The organism is Comamonas aquatica (assembly GCF_018064205.1).
Classification (GTDB): domain Bacteria; phylum Pseudomonadota; class Gammaproteobacteria; order Burkholderiales; family Burkholderiaceae_C; genus Comamonas; species Comamonas aquatica.
This window is the reverse complement of the sequence record NZ_CP072916.1, coordinates 1,376,848-1,400,153: the sequence shown is the minus strand read 5'-3', so window position 1 is coordinate 1,400,153 and position 23,306 is coordinate 1,376,848. Positions and strand designations below refer to the sequence as shown.

Here is a 23,306-nt window from a genome sequence, read left to right as displayed (position 1 = left end):
TGCCTCGTGGGCACCTTTTTTATGCCATGACCGTGACTTCCCCCGCCCAGACCCCAGCCTTCCCCAGCAAGCTGCCCCAGGTGGGCACCACCATTTTTTCCGTCATGTCGGCCCTGGCCCAGCAGCACCAGGCCGTCAACCTGGGCCAGGGTTTCCCGGACTTCGGTTGCGACCCAGCGCTGATCGATGCCGTCACTGCCGCCATGCAGGCCGGCCACAACCAGTACCCGCCCATGCCCGGCATGCCGCAGTTGCGCGAGGCCGTGGCCGCAAAAATTGAAGCACTGCACGGCCGCCAATACGACGCCAACGCCGAAATCACCATCACCGCCGGCGCCACCCAGGCCATTCTGACGGCCATCCTGGCCACCGTACATGCCGGCGATGAAGTCATCGTGCTAGACCCCTGCTACGACAGCTACGCACCGAACATCGCGCTGGCCGGTGGGGTGATCGTGCGCGTGCCGCTCACGCCCATCAGCTTCCGCCCGGACTTCGCCAAGATAGCCGCGGCCATCACGCCCAAAACGCGGCTGCTGATCATCAACAGCCCGCACAATCCCAGCGCCACCATCTGGACCGCCGACGAAATGCGCCAGCTGGAAGCCCTGCTGGCGCCCACCAACGTGCTGCTGATCAGCGACGAGGTGTACGAGCACATGGTCTTCGACGGCGCCCAGCACGAAAGCGCCGCGCGTTTCCCCGGACTGGCTGCGCGCGCCTTCATCGTCTCCAGCTTTGGCAAGACCTACCACGTCACGGGCTGGAAGGTGGGCACCGTGGCGGCGCCCGCCGCGCTGACGGCCGAATTCCGCAAGGTGCACCAGTTCAACGTGTTCACGGTGAACACGCCGATGCAGGTCGGCCTGGCCACCTACATGCAGAGCCCCGCGCCGTACCTGGAGCTGTCCGCCTTCTACCAGCGCAAGCGCGACCTGTTTGCCCAGGGGCTGGCACAGACGCGCCTGAAGCTGCTGCCCACCACGGGCACCTACTTCCAGTGCGTGGACATCTCCGGGGTGACGGACCTCAGCGAGTCCGACTTCTGCCAGTGGCTGGTGCAGGAAGTGGGCGTGGCCGCCATCCCGCTGTCGGCCTTCTACGGCGACGGGTTCAACCAGAAGGTGGTGCGTTTTTGCTTCGCCAAGCAGGATGCCACCTTGCTGGCCGCGCTGGAGCGCCTGCGCAAGCTCTGACACCGCCACGCCCACCTACCTGCACCCGGCCCTCGTGAAAGCGTGCCCCATGAAAATTGTGATCGCCCCCGACTCCTACAAGGAAAGCCTGTCCGCGCTGGAAGTCGCCACACAGATCGAGCTGGGCTGGCTGGAGATCTTTCCCGACGCGCACTGCCTCAAGATCCCGATGGCCGATGGCGGCGAGGGCACGGTGCAGGCCATGGTGGAAGCCACCCAGGGCCGCCGCGTGGACGTGATCGTGACCTGCCCCCTGGGCGAACCCGTCACGGGCTTTTATGGACTGTCCGGTGACGGCCACACGGCCGTGATCGAAATGGCCGCCGCCAGCGGCCTGGCCTTGGTGCCGCCCGCGCAGCGCAATCCCCTGTTGACCTCCAGCTACGGCACGGGCGAGCTGATCGCTGCGGCCCTGGATGCCGGTGCGCGCCACCTGATCCTGGGGATTGGCGGCAGCGCCACCAACGACGGCGGTGCCGGCATGCTGCAGGCCCTGGGCGTGCGGCTGCTGGATGCACAAGCGGCCGAGCTGGCACGCGGCGGCGCGGCCCTGGCCCGGCTGGACCGCATCGACACCTCGGGCCTGGACGCGCGCCTGGCCACCTGCCGCATCGACGTCGCCTGCGACGTGGACAACCCGCTGACCGGCCCGCGCGGTGCTTCGGCCATCTTCGGTCCGCAAAAAGGCGCAACGCCGGACATGGTGGCTGCCCTGGACGCAAGCCTGCAGCACTGGGCCGCCATCCTGCGCCGCGACCTGGGGGTGGACGTGGAAGGGATTGCGGGTGCCGGTGCCGCCGGTGGCATGGGCGCGGCCCTGCTGGCCGTGCTCAAGTGCCAACTGCGCCCCGGCTGCGAAATCATTGCCCAGGCCTTGGGCCTGGACGCCGCCGTGCGCGATGCCGACCTGGTCATCACCGGCGAGGGGCGCATCGACGAGCAGACCATCTTTGGCAAGACCCCGTTCGGGGTGGCGACCGTGGCCAAACGCTACGGCAAGCCCGTGATCGGCATGGCCGGCAGCCTGGGCCGCAATGCCCAGGTGGTGCACGCGCACGGCATCGATGCCATCTGCAGCGTGCTCAGCCGCCCGTGCAGTATCGAAGATGCCATCGCCGAAGCGGCCCACAACGTGCGCAGCAGTGCACGCAATGTGGCCGCGCTGCTGGCCATGGGCCAGACCTTGCGCGCCTGAACGGCCCTCTGCACAAAAAAGGGAGCTGCTTGCGCGCTCCCTGGTTGGCTTTAAGCCACTTTTTACTCATAATACCCAGGTCCTATCACCTGGCACAGGCGGTCGACAGCCGTCATGTGCAGGCTAAGGCGCAGGCGCCCACCACGTGGCCCGGCGCGATCCGGGTAGCATGCCCTGCGGTGTCGGCATTCCAGCCATGCCGTGAAGAAGCTGACGGCGCTGGCGCCATCCGGCTTGCGGGCCTGCGGTGGCCGCCGCTGCGAACGCGCAACCATCCGCGGCCAGCCATGGGTGGCGGAATCCACAGGACAGCTAGGTGAAGGGACGAATCCGGCAAGTGAGGGCAGGCGCCACAGTTTTCGTCGATTGGCTGTGACCGTGTGCGCCCCCTCAGGCCCAGGCCGCCGATGCATGGCCGTGCTGCACAAAAACGATCTACCCACCACCCACGCTATGACGATTTGCTTTGGCAACGCAAGCGTTGGGCCGCTTGAAGCCTTGGCTGCTTGCGCAGCCAAGGCCACCAGGCTTAAGCGCTCTCCAGTTGGCGATGGCCCTGGGCGGTGCGGAACAGCGAGACCGCCTCCATCAAGCTGCTGGCCTGGACCCGCAGGCTGCCCGAGGCCCCGGCCATTTCCTCCACCAGGCCGGCATTTTGCTGGGTGGCCCGGTCCAGCTCCGAGACCGACACCGTCACCTCGCCAATCCCCTGGGTCTGGGCCCGCGACGCGGCACTGATTTCAGCAATCAACGCCGCCACACTCTTGACCTCGCCCACCAGCTGCGCCATGGTCACACCGGCTTCCTGGACCTGCTCCACGCCCTGGGCCACCTGGCCCATGCTGGTATCGATGAGTTGCTTGACCTCCTTGGCGGCCTCCGCACTGCGCTGCGCCAGCATGCGCACCTCAGCGGCCACCACGGCAAATCCACGCCCCTGTTCGCCCGCACGCGCGGCCTCGACCGCAGCATTCAGGGCCAGCAGGTTGGTCTGAAAGGCGATGCCATCGATCACGCCGATGATGCTTTCGATGCGGCGGGAACCTGCGGCAATGTCCTCCATGGTCTGGACCACGCCGCCCACCACCTGGCCGCCGTGCTCGGCCGACTGGCTGGCCGTGGTTGCCAGGCTGGTGGCCTGCTGCGCATGCTCGGCGTTCTGCACCACGGTGCCATGCAGCTGCTCCATCGTGGTCGAGCTGTGCTGCAGCCGCGTAGCCTGCAGCTCCGTGCGCTGCGCCAGGTCGGTATTGCTGGAGTCGATCTGTGCCGAGCTGGCGGCAATCGTTTCGGCCGAGGTACGCACCTGCCGCACGATCTGCGCCAGCGCCGTCTGCATTTCGGCCAGCGAAGCCAGCACGCTGCTGTGGTGCACGCCCGCGTCCAGCGTCACCTCGTTCAACTCGCCAGCCGCCACGCGCTTGGCCACGGCCCGCAGCTCGGCCGGATCAGCCCCCAGCGCCCGCATCAGGCTGCGGATGATGCGCCAGGCCAGTACGCCGGCCATCGCTAGGGCCAGGGCGCAGGCCGAGAGCAAGGCGGTCTTGGTGGAGCCATAGGCCTGCGCCGCCACCTCGACGTTGGCATCGCCCCGCTCACGGATGTAGGCCACATAGGCACTGGTCTTGCGCACCAGCTCGGCCAGCAAGGGGCGGCATTCGTCCGTCAGTTTACGGATGGCCGCCTCGCGCTGGTCCTTCAGGGCCATGTCGACAATCGCCAAAGCCACGGGGCCATACTGTCCCTCGATCTGCTCGACCGCCGCAAACAGGGCCCGTTCGTCGCTGGACACATCCGGGGCCTGCACCAGGGTGCGCAAACGCCCCAGGCGCTCTTGCATGCGCTCGTGGGCCTGCATCACGGCATTTTTCTCGGCCTCGATGTCGGCCGGCGCAGTCACCAGCAGGAGATTGCGGGCCGCCACGGCGCGCGCATCGGCGGCGGCCTGCAGTTCACTCGCCAGGCCGGCACGCCGAAAGTCGTTGGACACAAAATGCTCGAAACTGCCCTGGGTCACAGCAATCCCGCGCACCGCCATGCCCGACAGGCCGAAAAGAATCAGCATCAGAAGCGCAAAAGACAAGATCAGCTTGTTTTTGATTGACATTTTTTAATCTGTTTTCCAGAAATTGAATCCGTTGCACACCGACACCATCGGTGCGTCGGCCGAGCCAGTCCACTGGCCCGGCACACGCTGGCTGCGCCCCCTGGGCACCAGCGCATTCCTACGCGGCACAGCCGATGGCAGGGCCATCAGCAGAACGTGGCGCCCTATCGAGCACCTGTCGCCGTCCGTGGCCAGCGCATACAGCGCATCTCCCTCTTCCAACCCAACCTTTCACCATGCAGCCAGCCGCACACCCTTGTGCTGCATGGATGACTGGCAGGTGCTGCGCCATGTTTCACGCATGGCTTGGGTCTTAATGTATTGGACAAAACTATTTTTGTCCTAGACAATTATGGCTATACCTTGAATTGTCTATGTCTATCCGCACCGCTTCCAGCAATCCAGCGTACCGCCGCGATGGGGGCACACCGCCACCCATGGCTGTGCAGCCATGCCCAGACACAGTGGCAGAGGGCCACGTGGGCGACGGAAATAGACGCTATGGTTTTTGTTTCACGAAAGGACCTAGGCAAGCCCATGCAAGGCTGCTGACGACCATGTCTACAGGGCGATGCCCGGTGGCTGCCAGTGCGCACTGTCTGCGAATGTGGGGGACTGGGCCAACGGTCTGGTTCGGCGTGACGGACTTCACACCGTGCCATGCCTGGCCTGAATTTGTCCAAGACAAAGAGGCACAGTTGCATCGCCCCGCATGCACCCCAACATGGCAGGGGCGGATTGTCCCGGATCGCCCCCGCACAGGGAGTCAGGCTGTCACACACCCAAGGGCACCGGTAGGTCTATCGCCTTGCCCAAGTGGATTGCGGACCTCTGTGGTGTACGCGACCGCTGGGTACGCCCAGGCCCGATGGCGCATCCAACAGGTTGGGAACACATCGCGCCAAGGTGGCACTCACCATCTGAGTGCAACAACTGCCCCCACACAGCATGCCTGTGCGCGGTGCTGCGCATATGCAGGGTGTCGGCCAATACGCTCCACAGGAAAGCCAGACAGCCGCGCGTTGGCGACACCCATGCCGGGGCTCAGCGCTTTCCGCCAGACAGGCTTTGCCGCGATCGCGTGGCCATCACGGCCCTGCCCCCAATACCTTGACCGATAGAAGCACCTCACAGACATGCAGCACCTGACACGCCCACTGCCACACCAGCCCGCCGCACCGACAGCGCACCCACGCTTGCTGCGCTGGCTGGCCTCCGCACTCCTCGGGGCCGCCCTGCTGACAGGCTGCGCCAGCACCAGCCCGCCACCGGGGCTGCAGCCCGTCACAGGCTTCGATCTTCAGCGCTACCAGGGCCGCTGGTACGAACTGGCGCGGCTGGACCACGCCTTCGAGCGCGGCATGCGCGATGTGTCAGCCACCTACACCCCGCAGGCTGACGGCAGCGTGCAGGTGATCAATCGCGGCCAGCTGGCCGCTACCGGCCAGTGGCGCGAGGCTGTCGGCAAGGCGTTGTTCACCGGTACGAGCAGCACCGCCTCCCTCAAGGTGTCCTTCTTTGGTCCCTTCTATGGCGGCTACCACATCGTGGGCCTGGACGCCGACTACCGCTGGGCGCTGGTGGTCGGCCCCGATACCGGCTATGCCTGGATTCTGGCGCGCGACACCCAATTGCCCCGTGCCACGTTGCAGCGCATCGTGGCGCAGGCCCAGTCCCTCGGCATTGACACACAGGCTTTCATTTGGGTGGACCACACCGACACGGACTCCCCCACCCCGGCACAACCATGACCAGCACCGCAACTTCCCCATCCTTGGAACACGCCACGATCGCCATCGTCGGTGCCGGCCTGGCAGGCCTGGCCTGTGCCCAGGCCCTGGCCCACGCAGGCCACAGCGTGCACGTGTTCGACAAAAGCCGTGGCCCCTCGGGCCGCATGAGCACGCGCCGCAGCAGCGATGGTGCGACGGATTGGCAGTGCGACCACGGCGCCCAGTACTTCACGGCGCGCCACGCCGATTTCCGGGCCCAGGTCGCCAGCTGGGAGCAAGCCGGCACCGCAGCCCCGTGGACCGCCCGCATCGGCACGCACGATGGGCAAGGCTTCACGCTGCAGACCAGCACGGTGCAGCGCTTTGTCGGCACCCCACGCATGACGTCCCCGGCGGCCCACCTGGTGCGCAGCCTGCAGGCCTTGGACCAGCCGGTGCGCTTTCAGTGGCAAACCACCGTCCAGCCGCTGCAGGCAAATGCCGGCGATGGCTGGCTGCTGCACAGCCCCGAACACGGCACCGAGCCCCAGCGCTACCAGACCGTGCTGCTGGCCGTGCCTGCCCCACAGGCCGCGCCCCTGCTGACGGGTGTAGCCCCGCATGCCGACGACCTGGCGCGCAGCGCCCGCATGCGCGCCTGCTGGTCGGTCATGGTGCGCTGTCCCCAGCCGGTGCCTCTGCCCGTGGATGGCTGCTTTGTCGAGCACAGCCCCCTGCGCTGGATCGCGCGCGACAGCAGCAAACCCGGGCGCAACGGCCCTGAAACCTGGCTGCTGCATGCCACCCACGCCTGGAGCGAAGCGCACGTAGAAGACGACCTTACCTCAGTCACCGCCGCTTTGCTGCAGGCCTTTGCGCAGCTGGGCGGCCCGGAGCCGGCCAGCGTGCAGGCCACCGCCCACCGCTGGCGCTATGCCGACACCGCCCCGCCACTGCATGTGGACTGCTGGTGGCAGCCGGAGGCCGGGCTGGGCCTGTGCGGCGACTGGCTGCACAGCGGCAACGTGGAAGGCGCCTGGCTCAGCGGCCTCAGCCTGGCCCAGCGGGTGCACGCCACGCTGCACGCCCACGCAGATTAAGCACCAGGCAGCACACCATGCACCGCAAACCCCATCTGCCCGCCAAGCCCTGCCAGTGCTGCGGGCGCCCGTTTGCCTGGCGCAAGAAATGGGCCCAGGTGTGGGAAGAGGTGAAGTACTGCTCCGAGCGCTGCCGCCGCCAGCGCAAGCCGCCGCCTTCGCCCGGAGCCCAGCCATGAGCACGGTGCTGGTGTGGCTGCGCCACGACCTGCGCCTGCACGACCAGCCCGTGCTGCAGGCCGCAGGCCAGCTGGGGGCGCAGCACCTGCTGCCCGTGGTGTGCCTGCCCGATGTGCAAGCCAGCACCCCCTGGGGCTTTGCCCGCATCGGTCCGCACCGCCGCGCCTGGCTGGCCAATACCCTTCAAAACCTGCTCCAGCGCTTTCAGAACCTGGGCTCTCAGCTATGGATTCTGAATCAGCCGGCAGCCACCGCCCTGCCTGCGCTGGCGCGGGCCGTGGGGGCTACCACCCTCGTCTGCGAGGACATCGCCGCCCCCGAGGAGCAGGCCGAAGTTGCCGCCCTGCGCGCTGCGGGCCTGCAGGTGCACACCGTGTGGCACAGCAGCCTGCTGCACCCCGACCAGTTGCCGTGGCCGGTGGCGCAGTTGCCTGCCGTGTTCACGCCGTTTCGCCAAGCGATTGAGCGTGCCGGGCTGCAACCCGCAGCACCCCTACCAGTACCGGCCGCACTGCCCCCCTTGCCACCTGAGTTGCCGACGGCACCCCCAGGCGCACCAGCGCAAGCCCTGGCTGAATTGGCCGGGCTGCCCCCGGCTGCCGATGCACGCAGCGCCTTCCCCTACCTGCAAGGCCGTCTGCACGGCGGGGAGTCAGCCGCGCTGGCCCACCTGCGCCAGTATCTGGAACGCGGGCTGCCCCACAGCTACCAGCGCACACGCAACGGCCTGATGGGGCTGGACTACTCCAGCAAATGGTCGCCCTGGCTGGCCACGGGGGCGCTCTCGCCGCGCCAAGCCATGGCCCAGCTGCGGCAGTTTGAAGCCACACACGGCGCCAGCGATGGCAGCTACTGGCTGTGGTTTGAGCTGCTGTGGCGCGATTACTTCCGTTTTCTGCACCTGCAGCATGGCCCGGTGCTGTACCGGGCACGGGGACTGGGCCCGGCGCAGGCCACGCCCCACGATGACCAGCACTTTGCCGCCTGGTGCGCCGGGCAGACCGGCCAGCCCCTGGTGGACGCCGCCATGCGCGAGCTGGCGGCCACCGGCTACCTCAGCAACCGCCTGCGCCAGGTGGCGGCCAGCTATCTGATCCACGACCTGGGCTGCGACTGGCGCGCTGGTGCCGCCTGGTTTGAGTCACAGCTGCTGGACTATGACGTGTACAGCAACCAGGGCAACTGGCTGTACATCGCCGGGCGGGGCACCGACCCACGCGGGGGGCGCCGCTTTGACCCCGTCAAACAGGCCGCCACCTACGCCCCCGACGGGGCCTACCTGCGCCTGTGGGGCACGGCATGAGCAACACCCGCACACCCACCCCCACCGCCCCGCACGGCGCGCACACCCTGCGCCTGGTGCTGGGCGACCAGCTCAACCCGCAGCACAGCTGGTTCCAGCAGGTGGATGCGCAGGTGGTCTATGTGTTGATGGAGGTACGCCAGGAGACCGACTACGTGCTGCACCACGCACAGAAAATCCTGGCCATCTTTGCCGCCATGCGCGATATGGCGCGCCAGATGCGCACTGCGGGCCACCGCGTGCGCTATGTGGCGCTTGACGACGCCAGCAACCGCCAGTCCATCCCCGACAACCTGACTGCATTGGCCGCGCACTACGGCGCCCACACGGTGCAATGGCAGCAGCCCGACGAATGGCGGCTGGACGCCCAGTTGCAGGACTGGGCCCGCACCACCCCATTGCACTGCAGCGTGGTGGACAGCGAACACTTTCTGACGGCGCGGAACGATCTGGCCACCCAGATGCACGGGCGCCGCCAGTGGCTGATGGAGCATTTCTACCGCAGCATGCGCCGCCGCTACCGCCTGCTGCTGGACGAGCACGACCAGCCCGCGGGCGGTCAGTGGAATTTTGACCACGACAACCGCAAGCCCTGGCCCGGCACCCCGCCCGAGCCGGCGGACTGGCGCCCCACGCACGACCACCGCGCGCTGTGGGACCTGCTGCAGCGCTGCGGCGTCCAAAGCTTGGGCGAGCCGCAGGCCGACGCCGTGCGCTGGCCGCTGAACCGTGCCGAGGCACTGGCCTGTCTGGAAGCCTTCATCACCCACGCCCTACCGCACTTTGGCGACTATGAAGACGCCATGGCCAGCCAGGCACCGCGCCTGTTCCATTCACTGCTCTCATTTTCACTGAACGTAAAGATGCTGCACCCGCTGGAAGTGCTGCAGCGCGCCGAGACAGCCTGGCGCACCGGGCACGCCCCGCTGGCCGCAGTGGAAGGCTTTGTGCGCCAGATCCTGGGCTGGCGCGAGTACGTGCGCGGCATCTACTGGGCACACATGCCGGGCTACGAGCAGCGCAATCCGCTGGACCACCAACTGCCGCTGCCGCACTGGTTCTGGAGCGGGGACACGCACATGCGCTGTCTGCAATTGTCGATTCGCCAGTCGCTGCAGACCGCCCATGCCCACCACATCCAGCGGCTGATGGTGATCGGCAACTTTGCCCTGCTGGCGGGGCTGGACCCGGCCGCGCTGCACCGCTGGTACCTGGGCATCTACATCGATGCCTTCGAATGGGTGGAGCTGCCCAACACCCTGGGCATGAGCCAGCGCGCCGATGGCGGCCTGATCGCCACCAAGCCCTATGTCAGCAGCGCGGCCTACCTGCAGCGCATGGGCGACTATTGCCAGGGCTGCGCCTACAACCCCAAGCTCAAGACCGGCCCGCGCGCCTGCCCCTTCAACGCCCTGTACTGGGACTTTTTTGCCCGCCATGCCGAGGCACTGGGCAGCAACCACCGGCTGGCACTGGTGTACCGCCAGTGGCAAAAAATGCCACCCGAGCAGCAAACCGCCCTGCGAACGCATGCACAGCAGGTGCGCCAGCAGCTCGACACCCTGTAACCACCACACCCAAGGCCTGCCATGCAATCCCTGCCCACCGGTTACCAAGCCCTCATCCTGGGTGCCACTGGCGCCATCGGCGGTGCTCTGGCCGCGCAGCTGACCGCGGACCCACGCTGCGCCCAGGTGGTCGCCCTGAGCCGCCACAGCACGCCTGCGATGGATTTTGAACAACCGCAGAGCATTGCCACTGCCGCCGAGGCGCTGCGCCCGCAAGGGCCCTGGCACCTGATCGTGGTCGCCACGGGCATGCTCAGTGGCCCCACCGGCGGTCCCGAAAAACGCCTGACCGACCTGAATGCCACGCACCTGGCAGCCAGCTTTGCCACCAACACCATCGGCCCGGCCCTGGTGCTGGCGCATTTCGCGCTGCAGCTGGCCAAGGGGGAGCGCAGCCTGCTGGCGGTGCTGTCGGCCAAGGTGGGCAGCATCGGCGACAACCGCCTGGGCGGCTGGTACAGCTATCGCGCCTCCAAGGCAGCGCTGAACATGCTGCTCGAGACCTCAGCCATCGAAGTGGCGCGCACCCACCCCCAGGCCGTGCTGGCGGCCCTCCACCCCGGCACGGTGGATTCGGCGCTGTCAGCACCGTTTCGCGGGGCGCAGATCGGCCGTGCACCTGCGGCGGCCGCGCAGGACCTGCTGGCGGTGCTGGATCGCCTGCAACCCCAAGACAGCGGCGGCTTCTGGGCCTACGATGGTCAACGCCTGCCCTGGTAAGCCCTTCGCCCACTTTGCACCAAGGAGAACCCCATGCGCATCCTGCTGACTGGCGGCACCGGCCTGATTGGACAAGCCCTCTTCCAGCACTGGCAACGCCAAGGCCACGAACTCTGGGTCTGGAGCCGCGAACCACACAAGGTGGCAGCCCTGTGCAGCGGTGCCCGCGGCATAGCCCACCTGCACGAACTGGAAGGTACATCGCTGGACGCGGTGGTGAACCTGGCCGGCGCCCCGATTGCAGACCGCCCCTGGACCGCATCGCGCCGCCAGGTGCTGTGGCGCAGCCGCGTCGATCTGACACGGACCCTGGTGGACTGGATGGCGCAGCAGCCCCAGCCGCCGCGTGTGCTGCTGTCGGGCTCGGCCGTGGGCTGGTACGGCGATGGTGGCGAAACCTGGCTGGATGAAAGCAGCCCTGCCGGGGCCTCCGATTTCGGCAGCCAGCTGTGCATCGCCTGGGAGCAGGAGGCCGAGCACGCGCGCCGCTTCGGCGTGCGCGTGGCCCTGGTGCGCACCGCACCGGTCCTGGCCCCCCGGGGCGGCATGCTGGCGCGGCTACTGCCCCCGTTCAAGCTGGGCCTCGGGGGCAGACTGGGTGATGGCCAGCAGTGGATGCCCTGGATCCACCTGGACGACCAAGTCCGGCTGATGGACCACCTGTTGCACCACGCAGACTGCAGCGGCCCCTTCAATGCCTGCGCGCCGGAAGCCGTGCGCAACGCCACCTTCACCCAGACCCTGGCCACCGCCCTGCACCGCCCGGCGTGGCTGCCGGCACCGGCCTGGGCGCTGCGCTTGGCGCTGGGCGAAATGTCCGTGCTGCTGCTGGGCGGCCAGCGCCTGCGCCCCCAACGCGCGCAGGCCGCGGGATTTGCGTGGCAGCACCCCACGCTGGCGGGCGCCTTGGACCAGTTGCTGCACCCACCGGGTGCCTGATCCGCAGCCCGCGCGCGCGGCCACTGGCAGCCCCCGACTGCGCCTGTCGGAGGTTCTCTGGGCCAGCAGCACCCGTCTGGCGCTGCCACTGGGGCTGTGATCAAGCCCCCTCGCGTATGCCTACGCACGGACTGTGCGGGCGATTGCGGCCCCTCATTTGCGCGGGGCGGTACATCACGCTGCAGCGGGGCCGCTGTGTGAGCGCTCAGGCCGCCAACAGTTGCTCGATCCAGGCCTCGGGCTGTGAAAACAACAGGTTGGAAGGTAGCAACTGCCCACGCCCATCGATTTCGAGCAAGAACGTGGGCACGCCCCGTGCGCCCAGCTGCTGCAGCCAGTGCTGGGCTTGCTGCGTGCGCGCGGCATGCGCCTGCAGCAGCTCGGCATCGGCCGCAGTCAAGCGCTGCGCCGCCTCGGCCAGCCCCAGGCCTTGCAAGATCACGGCCAGTTGGTCCGGCGACGTCACATCCTGCCCGTCGATGTAGCGCGCCTGCTGCATGGCCTTGAGCGCTGCCACCTCCTGCATGGGCGCCGTCAACGCCACCGCAGTCAGTGCCAGGCTGATGGGGCCGCTGTCAAAGCGCTGCTGGCGATCGGTCAGCACCTGGGTGCGGTAGTGCGGCGAAAAGTGCTGACCGGTCAGTTGCTCGATGCGCTGGTCGTTCGTCCAGGCGTAGGCGGCAAAGTCGTCATCCATGGCGCGCGAGCCGGCGCCCGAAAACATGCCGCAGGGCCACAATTTCAGTTGCAGCTGCGGCAGGGTGGCCACCTGGGCCACGACAGCACCAGCGCCATAGCACCAGCCGCACAGCGGATCAAAGATGTAATTCAGGGTTTTGCGCATGTTCCATTCCGGTTCGTGCGGGGCCACCGGCACTGCCGCGGCCCCACGTGGCCGCTTTACAGCAGCACGATGTCGTATTATTCTATTCTTGCAATTTAATTCATTTAATTTCAATAACTTGCAAAAGTTTTTACTCCAAAAAATCAGCCTAGCTACACATTTAGCTACACACCAGCCATACAATGGCTTTCGCCATATTTACCAACCCACTATGGAATTAGCCCAAGCTTACTCAAGGTGGGAGATGCTATACATCCCCTTGAGCATCAGCACGTATTCCATCACCTGCAGAGCAGTGTCGATGGCCCAGTCATTCACATCAGCTAAGTTCATGCAGGAAGGCTTCCACAGCCCATCGCACCAACAGCAGCTGATTTCCCACTTGGTGACACTGATGCGCTCAAACACTGGTGGCTGCAGCTGTGCCGCTTTCCAGCGTTTTGCGATGTCCAGCTGCAGCTGAGCTGGTAACACGCCTTCGCCTTGCAGCAGCAAGCGTAGCCCCAGCCCAGTCCCCCAGCCTTCTTGCCGCAGTTGCACCATGATCAAGTTGGGCCATGCGGGTGCAGCACCAAACGCACGCGGCAGCTGAATCGTCAGCATGGGTTGCCCTTGGCGCAGGTGCACGGCCAGTGACAGCGGCAAAGGCTCTTTGACTCCCTGCACTTGCAGTTTGACCGATGTAGCGTTGGTCAGTTGGGCCTGCAGAGTGCGCTTCACGCACCGCCACCACGCCAGCCGAAGTTCGGGCACATCGCCCAATGCTTGAAACAGCCGCTCATGCCAAGCAATGCGCCTGGCCAAAGCCTTGGCACTCAGGTTCATGGCTTCGGCCATTTCTTGAATAGCCAGCATGACGTGACCATGCGCAGGAGCCTGTCCCAACACCCGCCTTGCAAACATCAGCACCCATGGCACATCACAGCGCCCGCTGTCCAAGTGCCACAGCAAAGCGTGGATCATGTCTGACTCCTGATGCGGTGCATCGCGCACAACTGCTTGCGCATCTGCCGAATCCCGCCACTGCAACCAACGGGCTGCATCCGTGATGCCCTGGCTTTGCAAGAATGCGACCAGGCGGCGCAAACGCTGCACGGCCTTGAGTGCAGCTACAGGTTGGGTGATTTCACCTTGCCACAGTAATACGGCCAGCTCAGCATCTTCAGCAGGCCCGTATTGCTGCAACAGTGCCACCAGCCGTTCCAAGCTGCCCAAGCCCAACTGGGGCACCGCACACCGTGCAAATGCCTGCCATGCAGCGGTGCGCTGACTGATTGGCTCAACCGCCTGCAAAGCCGCATCAGCCAGTTCCAGCACCATGGCCGACTGCGGCTCCATGCACGGCTTGGCTGCATGTACATAGCGCCCAGCATCAGCACAGCCATTAAAGCAGCACGGCCACTGGCCGCTGAATTCATGCGGAACAGGGGTTGAGGTATCCAGCGCAGGCAATGTCATCACCGCAGCCAACAAACGCCGGTAGCGGTACCACCTCAAGTGATAAGGGTGCATGGTGAAACTTTCAAAACAGGCACGCCGCAACGGCACCTGGGTGAAGCCTCAAAAGCCAAGCACCAGGCGCACAACGTGCACAAAGGGAAATCAGAAGAAAGAGAGTGAGAAACTGAAACTCAAGCCAGCGCAATGGCCGTGCCACGGCGGCTGCGCAAACCGACTTGCACCACCTTGTCCAAGGTGGCTTTTTCTGACCAGCGGGCGTTGGTGTTGCGCAGCTTTTTACTACCCCAATGCTCCAGCAAGGCATTCCAGGGGGTGAGCGGCACACCGTCCATCAAAGGGTCGAGCACCAGCAAGGACTGTGGCTTGCCATCGGCATACATCACACCCACTGCCAGCACCCAATGGCTGTAGCTGGGCGAGGTGAAACGCACCAGGCACACATGGTCTGATTCCAGTGCGGCCACCGTGCGGGCCTCGACATTGCGGCGCAGTTGGCGGCACTGCAGTTGCTCAGAAAACGGCGCAAACTGCTCTTTGATGGCTGCGCTGCTACAGCCGCTAAAGTACAGAGCTTGGCCCATGGCGCTCACTTCCATCAGGCGTGCGTCAAGGTCGCTTTCATACAGAGCATCGCGCGACACTTGGCCCAGCAGCATCAAGGCCATCAGCACACAGTGGTGCCCACAAGCCATGTCGTTCTCGCCCTGGCGCAGCAGCAGCTTGTTTTGATAGGCCATTGCACCTGAGCGGCCCACACTCAGCTGCGAGTGCACCACAAAGTGCTGCCCCAGCATCAGTACTCCTCGGGCAACAACAGCGTGGTGCTACTGCGGTCAGCCTCCGTGATGATCCATAAGCGTTCTGTCTTGGAAATCACATACACCGACATCAGCCTGTAGCCGTACTGCAAAGCGTCAGCATTACTTTGCCTGTCTTCGGCGCAGATATCGCCCCAATCACCCGACACATGGCGCAGCACAAACGGCAGTGCTGTCAGTTGATGGGTTTCCAGAAGCTCCAATGCCCCAGGTGTGGCTAATAACTGGCCCAAGGCAAACAACGGTGTACCAGCAGCCGCCTTGTCAGGAGCAGCAGGAGAAGAATCGTTCGGGCATGCGGCGGCCTGACCTGTATCAGTCATAGAAAACTCCAAAAAGGGAGGTAGAAAGGTGAAATAACGCGCAGCGGCTTGCAGGCCATTCGCCCCAATCCCACACGCTTAAACGACAGGCATAGCTGCGCCGACCTTCAAAGGCATGCGCAGGCAAGCGGCCTGATCAATTCATACGGAGGTCGGAAACAAGGGGGAGAAACGCTCGAAAAGCTGAGCAGAGAACGCGGCATATCAGCCAATGCCAAGGCGGCATTTGACTAGTAATATGTTTAGCCATTATAGCAAATAAAACAAAAAGCTATATATATTTGATATTATATTCAAACACTGAATATAGAAATTATCTGCGAAGTGTTCAGCACACAATGCAAGACATGCAGTAAACCCAGCGCATGCATCTAGGATGCACAGCCAACGCCAGAGTCCGTAGGAAAAAATGAAGGTGAGTTGGGCGCTTTTAGCTCCAGGCCCTCCACGCAGAAAGCTTCAAAGAAGCCAGCGACCATGAGTCGATCAAGAAAAAAGGCCCTGATAGGCCACTTTTTTCTTTCAATTGCTAGATCGCAAACTGAGAGCGATCTTTATCCTTGATCCAAACAGGCGGCTTACCCCGACCAGTCCAGGTTTGACCTGTAGCTGGGTCACGATATTTGGGGGCAACAGCACTAGCCTCGCGCTTTGGCTTGGCCAGTGGAAAGACATCCTCCGGAGTCAGGCCGAACGCCTCAACTAATCCCCGAATCTTCTGCACAGCGTCAGCGACTTCTGCTTTGCGAGCAGCAGCAATCTGCTGTTCAAGCGCCTCGCGTTGAGCCAGCAGTTCTTTGTATGAAGTGATGTTTGTACTCATGTGATGGTGAATTTCTATCTAAATCTTGCTAACCAGCGATGTAAGAAGCATTCCGGTAATGACACGCACTAACGCATTATCAGTTTGCTTGCCTCAGTAAACAAAAATATTCTGACGCAAATCGGCCTACATATATCAGCATTTAGTCATCAACAGACGACTGACAAATGAGGATACTGCGGCACGCTTGCCAGCAGGATGAAAAAAAACTCCACGCAACTGAGTGCGTGCAACCAGCAACCTGATGAATGAATCTAGCAAATTCGGATCTGGGGCACTGGCACTGGACCAAAAAGCATGCAAACCACCTGCATGCGTCAGTCCGGCAATATCGAAGACAGCATCTCCCAAAACTTGCACTGGCCGTCTCAACTGCAAGGCCCTGAGCCCTGATGTACTGTTGACCGTCACAACACCAATAGCCTTCCCCAACATTTCATCCAGCACCCCAGCCTCCAGATAGTGAACCCTATCGGTGATGCCAAGACGCTTGGCACTGCTGCTAATCCATTGTTTCCAATTGATGAGTCCAGGATCCCAAGGATGCATCTTGATGACTAGCTCGCTGTTTTCTGGAGCATGCTCAGCAAACGATTTCAGCACCTCATCCACTGCATCTCTCATTCCCTTGTAAGGAGAGTAGGCTCGAATCTGAAAATCATGATCAAGCTGCAATGGAAAAAGGTAAAAAGGTTGCGGCCGTTTACCCACCTGCCGGCATTTTTCTGCAATATGCTTTTTTCGCAGACGCCGTAACAGCAGCGACAAACCCATCGCAGGAAAGTAAATCACTGGATGAGGCCGCTCAATGGATTGCTGATAAAAAGGATATAGCAACTTCAGCACCATATTGGCAAAGCTCCCCAGCAAATCGCCCAGCGACATACGCCAATCGCTGTCCTTAAAAACCGGTGCGAAATCCACTGCAGGCAATCCCCGTGCCTCTGCATAAATAACGGCAGGATTGCGCGGCATGCTGGAATCCCGGCCCATACCGTTGGCTTCCAGGGTGATCCAGTCTGGCCTGAAGTAACCAAAATCAGTCACCATCACACGAAGCCCCAGCTCATGCGCAAGGGCTACTGCCTGCTTGTGATATTTGCGCTGCTCGCCAAGCAATACGATGTCAGTCACACCACGTGCGGCGATAAAGCGTCGCAGAAAATCATCCCAGTCAGTCAACCGACCGCGAAAGCTCATGGCGCGCTGGTCATGCCAAAAAAGCCAATCGGCAAAGCACAAATTGATGCGCGAAACACCATGGCCGTTGCGCTGCAATTCGTCGCCCACAAGCCTGAAGAAATCGCAAGGCATGCCCTGCAGAAAAAGAAAATGGCGCACGACGACACTCAGATCTTTTTTGGGGTGAAACTCGGTTGTGCGGCAAGCCAGGTAAGACTTTCCCGCATGCTCGAGGCGTAATCCACACGCCCGATGGGGCCCCCATGGGCAAGCAGCTTATCAATCGAATGACCACATGTACGCCCAAAGATCTGCACGATCAGTGGATGCAGCAATGGCTCACTCTGCAAATCAAGCCAACGCCAAGGCGCAGAAAGAGCACTGGCCAGCGGCATTGCCAGCCTATAGTCCAAATCCAACATCCACCCCTTGAGGCCGCTCCCCTGACGGAAATCACGTAAATATTCGCTCCAACAGACTGCCCAGGGGTCACGCACGTTATAGACCTGCCCAGCTGCGCTGGTGCTGATGCCCGCCCACAGCAGGACATCCAACAAATTCTCTACATCCAGCAAACCGGCATGATGGCGCCCACCATCGATGCACAGCATTGGCCCCGTGCGCAATGCGCTGGCGATGCGCGAGACGAACGGGCTGCCTGGCCCGACGATGTTGCCTGCCCGCATCACCACATAAGGCAGAGCGTGCTGACGACAAAAGCTCTGCACCAGCAAATCTCCCAGGCGCTTGCTTTCCCCATAGCCATAACGCACTGGCTCCAACGGCTTATCCTCGCTGACAGCCAACCGTGGAAAACCATAGACATCAAGCGTTGATATATGAACCAGGCGCCGCAGCGTAGAGCGCTGTTTGCACAGTTCGTCAAGCAGCGCCTGCACCCCCTGAACATTGGTGCGCAAATAATTCTCGAAATGCCCCCAAGTCGCGACATCTGCCGCGCAATGAAAGACATGAACCGCGCCGGAAAGCAGCCGCGCCAGCGCCGCCCTATCCAGCAAATCCCCCTGCACCACGGTACAACGACTCACCAATTGAGGATCCAATCTGGCCGGCTCGCGAGCCAGCACTGTCACGAGCGCACCCACCTCTTGCAGCCGCCGCAACAATTGCCTGCCGACAAAGCCCGAGGCTCCCGTCAGCGCAACGGGCACACCCGCATATGCCTGCATCCATGGCTTCGCATCCTGCGATCTATCCATCAGCCCTCCTTGACCCGCGAGGACTTGAAGATCATCTTGTTCTCAAGCTTGGCCGGTTTGTTAAGCAGCGCATAGCCAAGGCCAAAAAACGGATTGAGCAAAGCCCATGGACAGCGAATCGCAAAATGAATGGACTCCAGGCGTGCCCCAACGTCTTGCTTGACGGAATAGGTGGTCAACCCCATCTCCAGACGCCGCACCTTCAAATTGATCGCCGTTTCAATCACCGCCTGTGCAACATACAGGTACAAGCTGTCGTTGACGGGCTCCGCGCGGCCAAAGTAAAGCCAGCGCAGCGTATCCCGGTCATGCAGCAACAACGCATGCCCAACAAACACATCGTCACGAAAAAAGCGTAGTACCTTGGCGGCCCCTTCCAGCCCCGACGACAACTCACGGTAAAAGGTCGGCGTCAACACCTCTCGCTGAAACTCATTGGCCCTTTCATGCACGATCAGCCATTGGCGGCACAGCTCATCGGCCAAAGGGGCAAAGTCCTCGACCAGATCATGCCGAACCTGTAATTGCACATTCTTGCGCAGGTGGTTGTTGATCTTGCTGCGATAGTAGCTTTTCAAGTCATCACGATATTCATCAATCGTGTCCCAGCGCACATCCAAATACGTATTGGGCAGACCCGGCACGATGTGGTAGCCGCAGCCGCGCAGCAAATGCAACCAGCCTGCCTCTTCCGACTCAAAATCGCGCAGCACCATCACCAGCGCACGGCTGCGACGGGCATACGCCTGCAGCGTACGGTGCCAGACCGGAATAATGTCTTGCAACGCCAGATCGGGATGCAGCACCAGTGGTGGACTATTCAGGATGATGGGCGTACCGCACTCCAGCATCTTCAGCTTCAGAAAGCTCGGGAAGACCAGGCGCACCTTTTCCAGCGTGCGGCGCAGCCACTGCGGAGCAAAAATCGCGATATCCGTGGTCACCATGTAGAACGTCGTCTGCCCCACCGTTTGACCATCCTCATCGGTGAACACCACATAGCGATACTGAAAATCATTGAGGCCCGACTCCTCGACAATAGCCCAGAACGCATGTGTAAACGTCAACGAACGCGTATCGAGCAACGCATCCCAGACCGCAGGATCTATCTCGCGAATCGACTCATAAACCTGTGCCTTGATCACGCGCTTCTCCTACGCTTGCCATCCTGCCACCACGCAAGCAACTGCAGCACAGGGCGCCACAGACGTTGCGACCACGACAGCCTTCCCCGCGAGCGATCGCGCCATGCCAGCAGTTCCTGCAGCGTCTGCTCCGGCGTGCCACACGCCGCGCCTTGGGTATCGAAATAACGCGGATAGAGAATTAATGCGCCAGCAACCAGCGCATCCAGGGACAATTCACGTCCTCGCCGGGGCATAGGCAACAGATCTTGGGTCAATCCCCAACCGGCATAAAAAGGCTGCCCGTGGCACACAACCTTGCGCCCACGCAGCAGAGCCTCAAACCCTGCCAAAGAAGTCATTACATGCACTTCGTCCACACGTTCCAACAAATAGTGCATGGGTACATGCACCAACAATTCATCACAGAAGTCCACCGCCCGTGACTCCGCCTCGCCCCGCAAACGCAGGCCAGCTACTACATCAGGGTGCGGCTTGTACAGTACATAGGCATCCGGATGAGCCACCCGCACCCTGCGCAGCAACTCCAGATTGGTGCGTACGACTGGCGAGCCATAGCGGATGGAGGCATCCGTCTCCACCTGACCCGGCACCAGGATTACCCGCTGCCCTCGCTCAGGTCTAGACCATTGGCCAACACCGACGTTGTACTTGGTCAGCCCCTCATGAACGATCATCTCCCTCAGTGCCGCCGCACGCTGCAACAACTCTGGACTCCACACTGTAGTGGCCAGAAGCGTCTCCATGTCCGATGGAGCCGTGGCATCGAAATACATGCCTCGTCGGTCCAGCACCCACGACATCGGGCGCACCCAGTCCGCCCCCAAGCCGACTGAGCGCAGAAAACCATCTTCAACTCGCACCAGCCGCACACCTGGAGCCAATAGCGGCAACGCTGGCACACCCCAAACCGCCAGCAGCGCACCCGGCGGCACCGCTTCAGGCGCATCCACGAACACCAGGCTCATCTCCGGGAAGCAGGCGCGCAAAAAAACACGCTTGCGCCACGCAAAACCCAGGGCATACAAAATGCTGTCCTGGATCACAACGAATCCGTACTCAAGCAGCGGCGCATCAGTGTGTGGACCTGATCGAAATGGGCCTTCCACGTCGGCGCTCGCCAGCCATGCATGCGTGCCAACTGCGCCCGTCTCCTTGTGCCATTCGTGTGCACATAGTCATCAATGGCACGTATCCAGCCAGGGCCATCCAGAGGATCCAGATATTCAGGCACATCACTGGCCACTTCACGAAATGCCGGCAGATCGCTGGCCAACACCGGCACGCCCGCCGCCAGCGCCTCCACCAACGGCATACCGTACCCCTCTGCGAACGATGGAAACAGCAAAGCCTGGGCATGAGCTAATAAAGTCGCCAGTTCGGTGTCATCACAGCCTTGGCGCTCCAGCACAAAGCCGCGCAACGCCTCGCAGCGATCCAGTAGATCAAGCACCTGCTCACATTCCCAGCCCCGCTGACCCACAATGACCAAACGCGGAGCGCGTTCTCCATCCCGCTGCACCAAAGCCCGCCACACATTCAGCAGCAGCAAATGGTTTTTTCGCGGCTCAATCGTTCCCAGCATGACGAAATATGGCGGCATCCATGGCCGCTCTGCCCGGGGGCGCGCCAACCGCGCCGGCGCCAACAATGCCACCGCCAGCGGTGGCACCGCACTACCCATACGCTGTGCATACCCCCGCAGTTCCTCCGCAGTGGCCGCTGAATTGGCAAGAAGGCCACAGCCTGTGGATAGCATCGTCGTCAGACGCTGCTCATGCTTGGCGGCCTCCCCGGGGCGGCAATACTCAGGGTGCGTAATAGGAATCAGATCATGCAAAAAATACAGAGGCCGTAGACCCAATCTCTGAACCCGAGTTGCATAACCGGCATCCTGTAATCCACTGTGGCCAGTATTCAGCAGCACACTGGCAGCCGCAGGCTGACGCCAATCCTGCACATAACTGCACCCAACCCACCAGCGCAGGCGAGCCCTATCCACCTTCCGGGGATTACGCAGCAGCGCATCGAACACCCTACGAGAGCGTCGTAGCGACATAAAAATCCAGCGCCCGCCAAATCGCACCAAAGCTTGAGCATCGGCACCAAAATGCCGCACATACTCCAGACTCACACGATCCACGCCAGTCGGCAGCCGCCCCTGCAAGGCACGGTCAAGCGTACGGGTGATATCAATCACGATGCATGCATTCACCAGACCGAACCCATTATTTCGTCAGATTAATAAGATTCGCAGCGGAGAAGACTGACGAAGTCACAATATTCATAAATTTCTGCAACTCCGCCGCTGGTGCATTAGCGACGTAAACCACGTCCTTATTGCGAATCGGAAAATTCTGCGCAACCAGTAAAGAAGCAGGATTTTTCAGATCAAGCCGATATACGACTGGCGCACGTCCATCAGGCGTCATAGGCCCCACGCGCAAGCGGGCATCTAACGCCTTTGGATCCTCAAAGCGGAAAACGAAGACGCCACGGGCATCCGCACGAGCATCTTGAATTCCGCCAGCACGCGCTAATGCCTGCGCCAGTGAAATACCTTGGGCTTCAAAGTTGATTTCCTCGTTCTTGCCCGTTGCACCCAGCGCCGTAAAGCTCAAAGGCTGGAAGTTGACCGTCACCACATCGCCAGGCGCCAACAGCACATTGTCCCCAGGTGCTTGAACCACACGATCCAAGGGCATGCTGGCCACTTTCGTACCACGCACCAACTGCACCGTCACTTTATTCACCGGCTGACGCACGCCACCGGCAGCGGCAATGGCATCCAGCAGGCGCTCTCCTTTGGCAGTCAGCGGCATGCGCTGACTCTGGGCGACTTCTCCAACCACAGTCACATTGGACGTAGCATTGCGGATCACGCGCACCATCACCTGCGGCTGGTTGGCTTTACCCTTCAAGCGGCGAGCGATTTCTGCCTCAATCTGCTGCGGTGATTTACCTGCAGCCGCAATGCTCCCAGCAAAGGGAACATTGATCTGCCCCTCATGGGAAATCATCTGCTCCGGCAACGCAGCCACTCGTGAGCTCATTGCTCCGGAGCGGGGGTCCAATGACGTCACACCAAACAATGCAGCAGGCGGAGCCTCCCAGATCGACACCTCCAGCACATCTCCGGGGCCTACGCGATAACCTATTGGTTGGTTGTCGGCAAAAACTTGTCCAAATCGATCACGACGATCGACTTCCGCCGCCTGACGGGCGACGCCTTCCGTCACATCAATGACAGGTATCGGAAGCGCCGCTGCCTCCTGCACCGTCACTTCTTCCGCGCTAGGTCCTGACGCAGGCAGCCACGCAGGGTAGGAGGAGCATCCGGTCAAGAAAAATGCCAGTAAGGCGGAGGCTGTGCATCCTCTACCCACTCGAGCCATTCTTCGATCGAATTTCACAGACGCAATATTGCGGGCTATCTTCACACCAGAAATCATTTCCATCTTTCACTTTTC

Annotated in this window: 21 protein-coding genes; 9 read left to right on the top strand and 12 right to left on the bottom strand. The window is 62.4% G+C overall.

Annotated features, from left to right (window positions below; genetic code table 11):
• Positions 1-26 precede the first annotated feature (26 nt).
• Positions 27-1,196, top strand: coding sequence for a pyridoxal phosphate-dependent aminotransferase (locus tag KAQ61_RS06545; protein ID WP_210930853.1), 1,170 nt, complete (start codon positions 27-29; stop codon positions 1,194-1,196).
• 49 nt (positions 1,197-1,245) lie between these two features.
• On the top strand, positions 1,246-2,391 hold the full coding sequence (locus tag KAQ61_RS06540; protein WP_210930850.1) for a glycerate kinase: 1,146 nt from the start codon (positions 1,246-1,248) through the stop codon (positions 2,389-2,391).
• A 529-nt stretch (positions 2,392-2,920) separates the two neighbouring features.
• Here the strand turns inward: KAQ61_RS06540 and KAQ61_RS06535 are convergent.
• Positions 2,921-4,498, bottom strand: a complete 1,578-nt coding sequence (locus KAQ61_RS06535; RefSeq protein ID WP_210930849.1) for a methyl-accepting chemotaxis protein — start codon at positions 4,496-4,498, stop codon at positions 2,921-2,923.
• Positions 4,499-5,634: 1,136 nt separating this feature from the next.
• Between KAQ61_RS06535 and KAQ61_RS06530 the strand changes: the two genes are divergently transcribed.
• From KAQ61_RS06530 to KAQ61_RS06500, 7 genes are read left to right on the top strand one after another with little or no spacing between them, the layout of a single operon-like run.
• On the top strand, positions 5,635-6,249 hold the full coding sequence (locus KAQ61_RS06530) for a lipocalin family protein (protein WP_210930848.1): 615 nt from the start codon (positions 5,635-5,637) through the stop codon (positions 6,247-6,249).
• Positions 6,246-7,310, top strand: a complete 1,065-nt coding sequence (locus KAQ61_RS06525; protein WP_210930847.1) for an NAD(P)/FAD-dependent oxidoreductase — start codon at positions 6,246-6,248, stop codon at positions 7,308-7,310. Before KAQ61_RS06530 ends, KAQ61_RS06525 begins: the two co-directional genes overlap by 4 nt.
• A 17-nt stretch (positions 7,311-7,327) precedes the next feature.
• Positions 7,328-7,489 carry a DUF2256 domain-containing protein gene (locus KAQ61_RS19065; protein WP_210930846.1) on the top strand — a complete coding sequence of 54 codons (162 nt, stop codon included), beginning with the start codon at positions 7,328-7,330 and terminating at the stop codon, positions 7,487-7,489.
• Positions 7,486-8,793: a DASH family cryptochrome gene (locus KAQ61_RS06515; RefSeq protein ID WP_210930845.1), complete on the top strand. Its 1,308-nt coding sequence runs from the start codon at positions 7,486-7,488 to the stop codon at positions 8,791-8,793. Before KAQ61_RS19065 ends, KAQ61_RS06515 begins: the two co-directional genes overlap by 4 nt.
• A complete protein-coding gene (locus tag KAQ61_RS06510; protein ID WP_210930844.1) occupies positions 8,790-10,361 on the top strand; it encodes a cryptochrome/photolyase family protein in 1,572 nt (523 codons plus the stop codon). Before KAQ61_RS06515 ends, KAQ61_RS06510 begins: the two co-directional genes overlap by 4 nt.
• A gap of 21 nt (positions 10,362-10,382) precedes the next feature.
• Positions 10,383-11,081, top strand: coding sequence for an SDR family NAD(P)-dependent oxidoreductase (locus KAQ61_RS06505; RefSeq protein WP_210930843.1), 699 nt, complete (start codon positions 10,383-10,385; stop codon positions 11,079-11,081).
• 33 nt (positions 11,082-11,114) lie between these two features.
• Positions 11,115-12,020, top strand: a complete 906-nt coding sequence (locus tag KAQ61_RS06500; protein WP_210930842.1) for a TIGR01777 family oxidoreductase — start codon at positions 11,115-11,117, stop codon at positions 12,018-12,020.
• 205 nt (positions 12,021-12,225) lie between these two features.
• On the opposite strand, the gene KAQ61_RS06495 is transcribed toward KAQ61_RS06500, so the two are convergent.
• From KAQ61_RS06495 to KAQ61_RS06445, 11 genes are all read right to left on the bottom strand, one after another.
• Positions 12,226-12,864, bottom strand: a complete 639-nt coding sequence (locus KAQ61_RS06495; RefSeq protein WP_210930841.1) for a DsbA family protein — start codon at positions 12,862-12,864, stop codon at positions 12,226-12,228.
• 228 nt (positions 12,865-13,092) lie between these two features.
• Positions 13,093-14,376, bottom strand: coding sequence for a hypothetical protein (locus KAQ61_RS06490; protein WP_244983003.1), 1,284 nt, complete (start codon positions 14,374-14,376; stop codon positions 13,093-13,095).
• Positions 14,377-14,495: 119 nt separating this feature from the next.
• Positions 14,496-15,119 (bottom strand): hypothetical protein, encoded by a 624-nt coding sequence (locus KAQ61_RS06485; protein WP_210930840.1) that lies wholly within the window; start codon positions 15,117-15,119, stop codon positions 14,496-14,498.
• Positions 15,119-15,466 carry a type I restriction endonuclease subunit M gene (locus KAQ61_RS06480; protein ID WP_210930839.1) on the bottom strand — a complete coding sequence of 116 codons (348 nt, stop codon included), beginning with the start codon at positions 15,464-15,466 and terminating at the stop codon, positions 15,119-15,121. The genes KAQ61_RS06485 and KAQ61_RS06480 overlap by 1 nt, the downstream gene beginning before the upstream one ends.
• A 529-nt stretch (positions 15,467-15,995) precedes the next feature.
• The gene (locus KAQ61_RS06475; protein WP_276514457.1) at positions 15,996-16,289 is read right to left on the bottom strand and encodes an H-NS histone family protein; all 294 of its coding nucleotides are present in this window, start codon (positions 16,287-16,289) and stop codon (positions 15,996-15,998) included.
• A gap of 135 nt (positions 16,290-16,424) precedes the next feature.
• Positions 16,425-17,630 (bottom strand): capsule biosynthesis protein, encoded by a 1,206-nt coding sequence (locus tag KAQ61_RS06470; protein ID WP_210930838.1) that lies wholly within the window; start codon positions 17,628-17,630, stop codon positions 16,425-16,427.
• An 8-nt stretch (positions 17,631-17,638) separates the two neighbouring features.
• Positions 17,639-18,691, bottom strand: a complete 1,053-nt coding sequence (locus tag KAQ61_RS06465) for an NAD-dependent epimerase/dehydratase family protein (protein ID WP_148748408.1) — start codon at positions 18,689-18,691, stop codon at positions 17,639-17,641.
• Complete coding sequence (locus KAQ61_RS06460; RefSeq protein WP_210930837.1) at positions 18,691-19,836, bottom strand: GNAT family N-acetyltransferase; 1,146 nt, start codon at positions 19,834-19,836, stop codon at positions 18,691-18,693. Before KAQ61_RS06460 ends, KAQ61_RS06465 begins: the two co-directional genes overlap by 1 nt.
• A complete protein-coding gene (locus tag KAQ61_RS06455; RefSeq protein WP_244983002.1) occupies positions 19,833-20,882 on the bottom strand; it encodes a capsular polysaccharide export protein, LipB/KpsS family in 1,050 nt (349 codons plus the stop codon). The genes KAQ61_RS06460 and KAQ61_RS06455 overlap by 4 nt, the downstream gene beginning before the upstream one ends.
• On the bottom strand, positions 20,879-22,036 hold the full coding sequence (locus KAQ61_RS06450) for a glycosyltransferase family 4 protein (RefSeq protein ID WP_420839390.1): 1,158 nt from the start codon (positions 22,034-22,036) through the stop codon (positions 20,879-20,881). The genes KAQ61_RS06455 and KAQ61_RS06450 overlap by 4 nt, the downstream gene beginning before the upstream one ends.
• A 28-nt stretch (positions 22,037-22,064) precedes the next feature.
• The gene (locus tag KAQ61_RS06445; RefSeq protein WP_210931748.1) at positions 22,065-23,231 is read right to left on the bottom strand and encodes a polysaccharide biosynthesis/export family protein; all 1,167 of its coding nucleotides are present in this window, start codon (positions 23,229-23,231) and stop codon (positions 22,065-22,067) included.
• Positions 23,232-23,306: the final 75 nt, after the last annotated feature.

Excerpts from the sequence above, each read along its gene's own strand:
- KAQ61_RS06500 (WP_210930842.1), top strand. The coding sequence starts at position 11,115 with ATGCGCATCCTGCTGACTGGCGGCACCGGCCTGATTGGACAAGCCCTC.
- KAQ61_RS06485 (WP_210930840.1), bottom strand. The coding sequence starts at position 15,119 with ATGCTGGGGCAGCACTTTGTGGTGCACTCGCAGCTGAGTGTGGGCCGC.
- KAQ61_RS06475 (WP_276514457.1), bottom strand. The coding sequence starts at position 16,289 with ATGAGTACAAACATCACTTCATACAAAGAACTGCTGGCTCAACGCGAG.
- KAQ61_RS06525 (WP_210930847.1), top strand. The coding sequence starts at position 6,246 with ATGACCAGCACCGCAACTTCCCCATCCTTGGAACACGCCACGATCGCC.
- KAQ61_RS06540 (WP_210930850.1), top strand. The coding sequence starts at position 1,246 with ATGAAAATTGTGATCGCCCCCGACTCCTACAAGGAAAGCCTGTCCGCG.
- KAQ61_RS06530 (WP_210930848.1), top strand. The coding sequence starts at position 5,635 with ATGCAGCACCTGACACGCCCACTGCCACACCAGCCCGCCGCACCGACA.
- KAQ61_RS06490 (WP_244983003.1), bottom strand. The coding sequence starts at position 14,376 with ATGCACCCTTATCACTTGAGGTGGTACCGCTACCGGCGTTTGTTGGCT.
- KAQ61_RS06535 (WP_210930849.1), bottom strand. The coding sequence starts at position 4,498 with ATGTCAATCAAAAACAAGCTGATCTTGTCTTTTGCGCTTCTGATGCTG.
- KAQ61_RS19065 (WP_210930846.1), top strand. The coding sequence starts at position 7,328 with ATGCACCGCAAACCCCATCTGCCCGCCAAGCCCTGCCAGTGCTGCGGG.
- KAQ61_RS06505 (WP_210930843.1), top strand. The coding sequence starts at position 10,383 with ATGCAATCCCTGCCCACCGGTTACCAAGCCCTCATCCTGGGTGCCACT.
- KAQ61_RS06515 (WP_210930845.1), top strand. The coding sequence starts at position 7,486 with ATGAGCACGGTGCTGGTGTGGCTGCGCCACGACCTGCGCCTGCACGAC.
- KAQ61_RS06465 (WP_148748408.1), bottom strand. The coding sequence starts at position 18,691 with ATGGATAGATCGCAGGATGCGAAGCCATGGATGCAGGCATATGCGGGT.
- KAQ61_RS06510 (WP_210930844.1), top strand. The coding sequence starts at position 8,790 with ATGAGCAACACCCGCACACCCACCCCCACCGCCCCGCACGGCGCGCAC.
- KAQ61_RS06495 (WP_210930841.1), bottom strand. The coding sequence starts at position 12,864 with ATGCGCAAAACCCTGAATTACATCTTTGATCCGCTGTGCGGCTGGTGC.
- KAQ61_RS06545 (WP_210930853.1), top strand. The coding sequence starts at position 27 with ATGACCGTGACTTCCCCCGCCCAGACCCCAGCCTTCCCCAGCAAGCTG.
- KAQ61_RS06480 (WP_210930839.1), bottom strand. The coding sequence starts at position 15,466 with ATGACTGATACAGGTCAGGCCGCCGCATGCCCGAACGATTCTTCTCCT.
- KAQ61_RS06445 (WP_210931748.1), bottom strand. The coding sequence starts at position 23,231 with ATGGCTCGAGTGGGTAGAGGATGCACAGCCTCCGCCTTACTGGCATTT.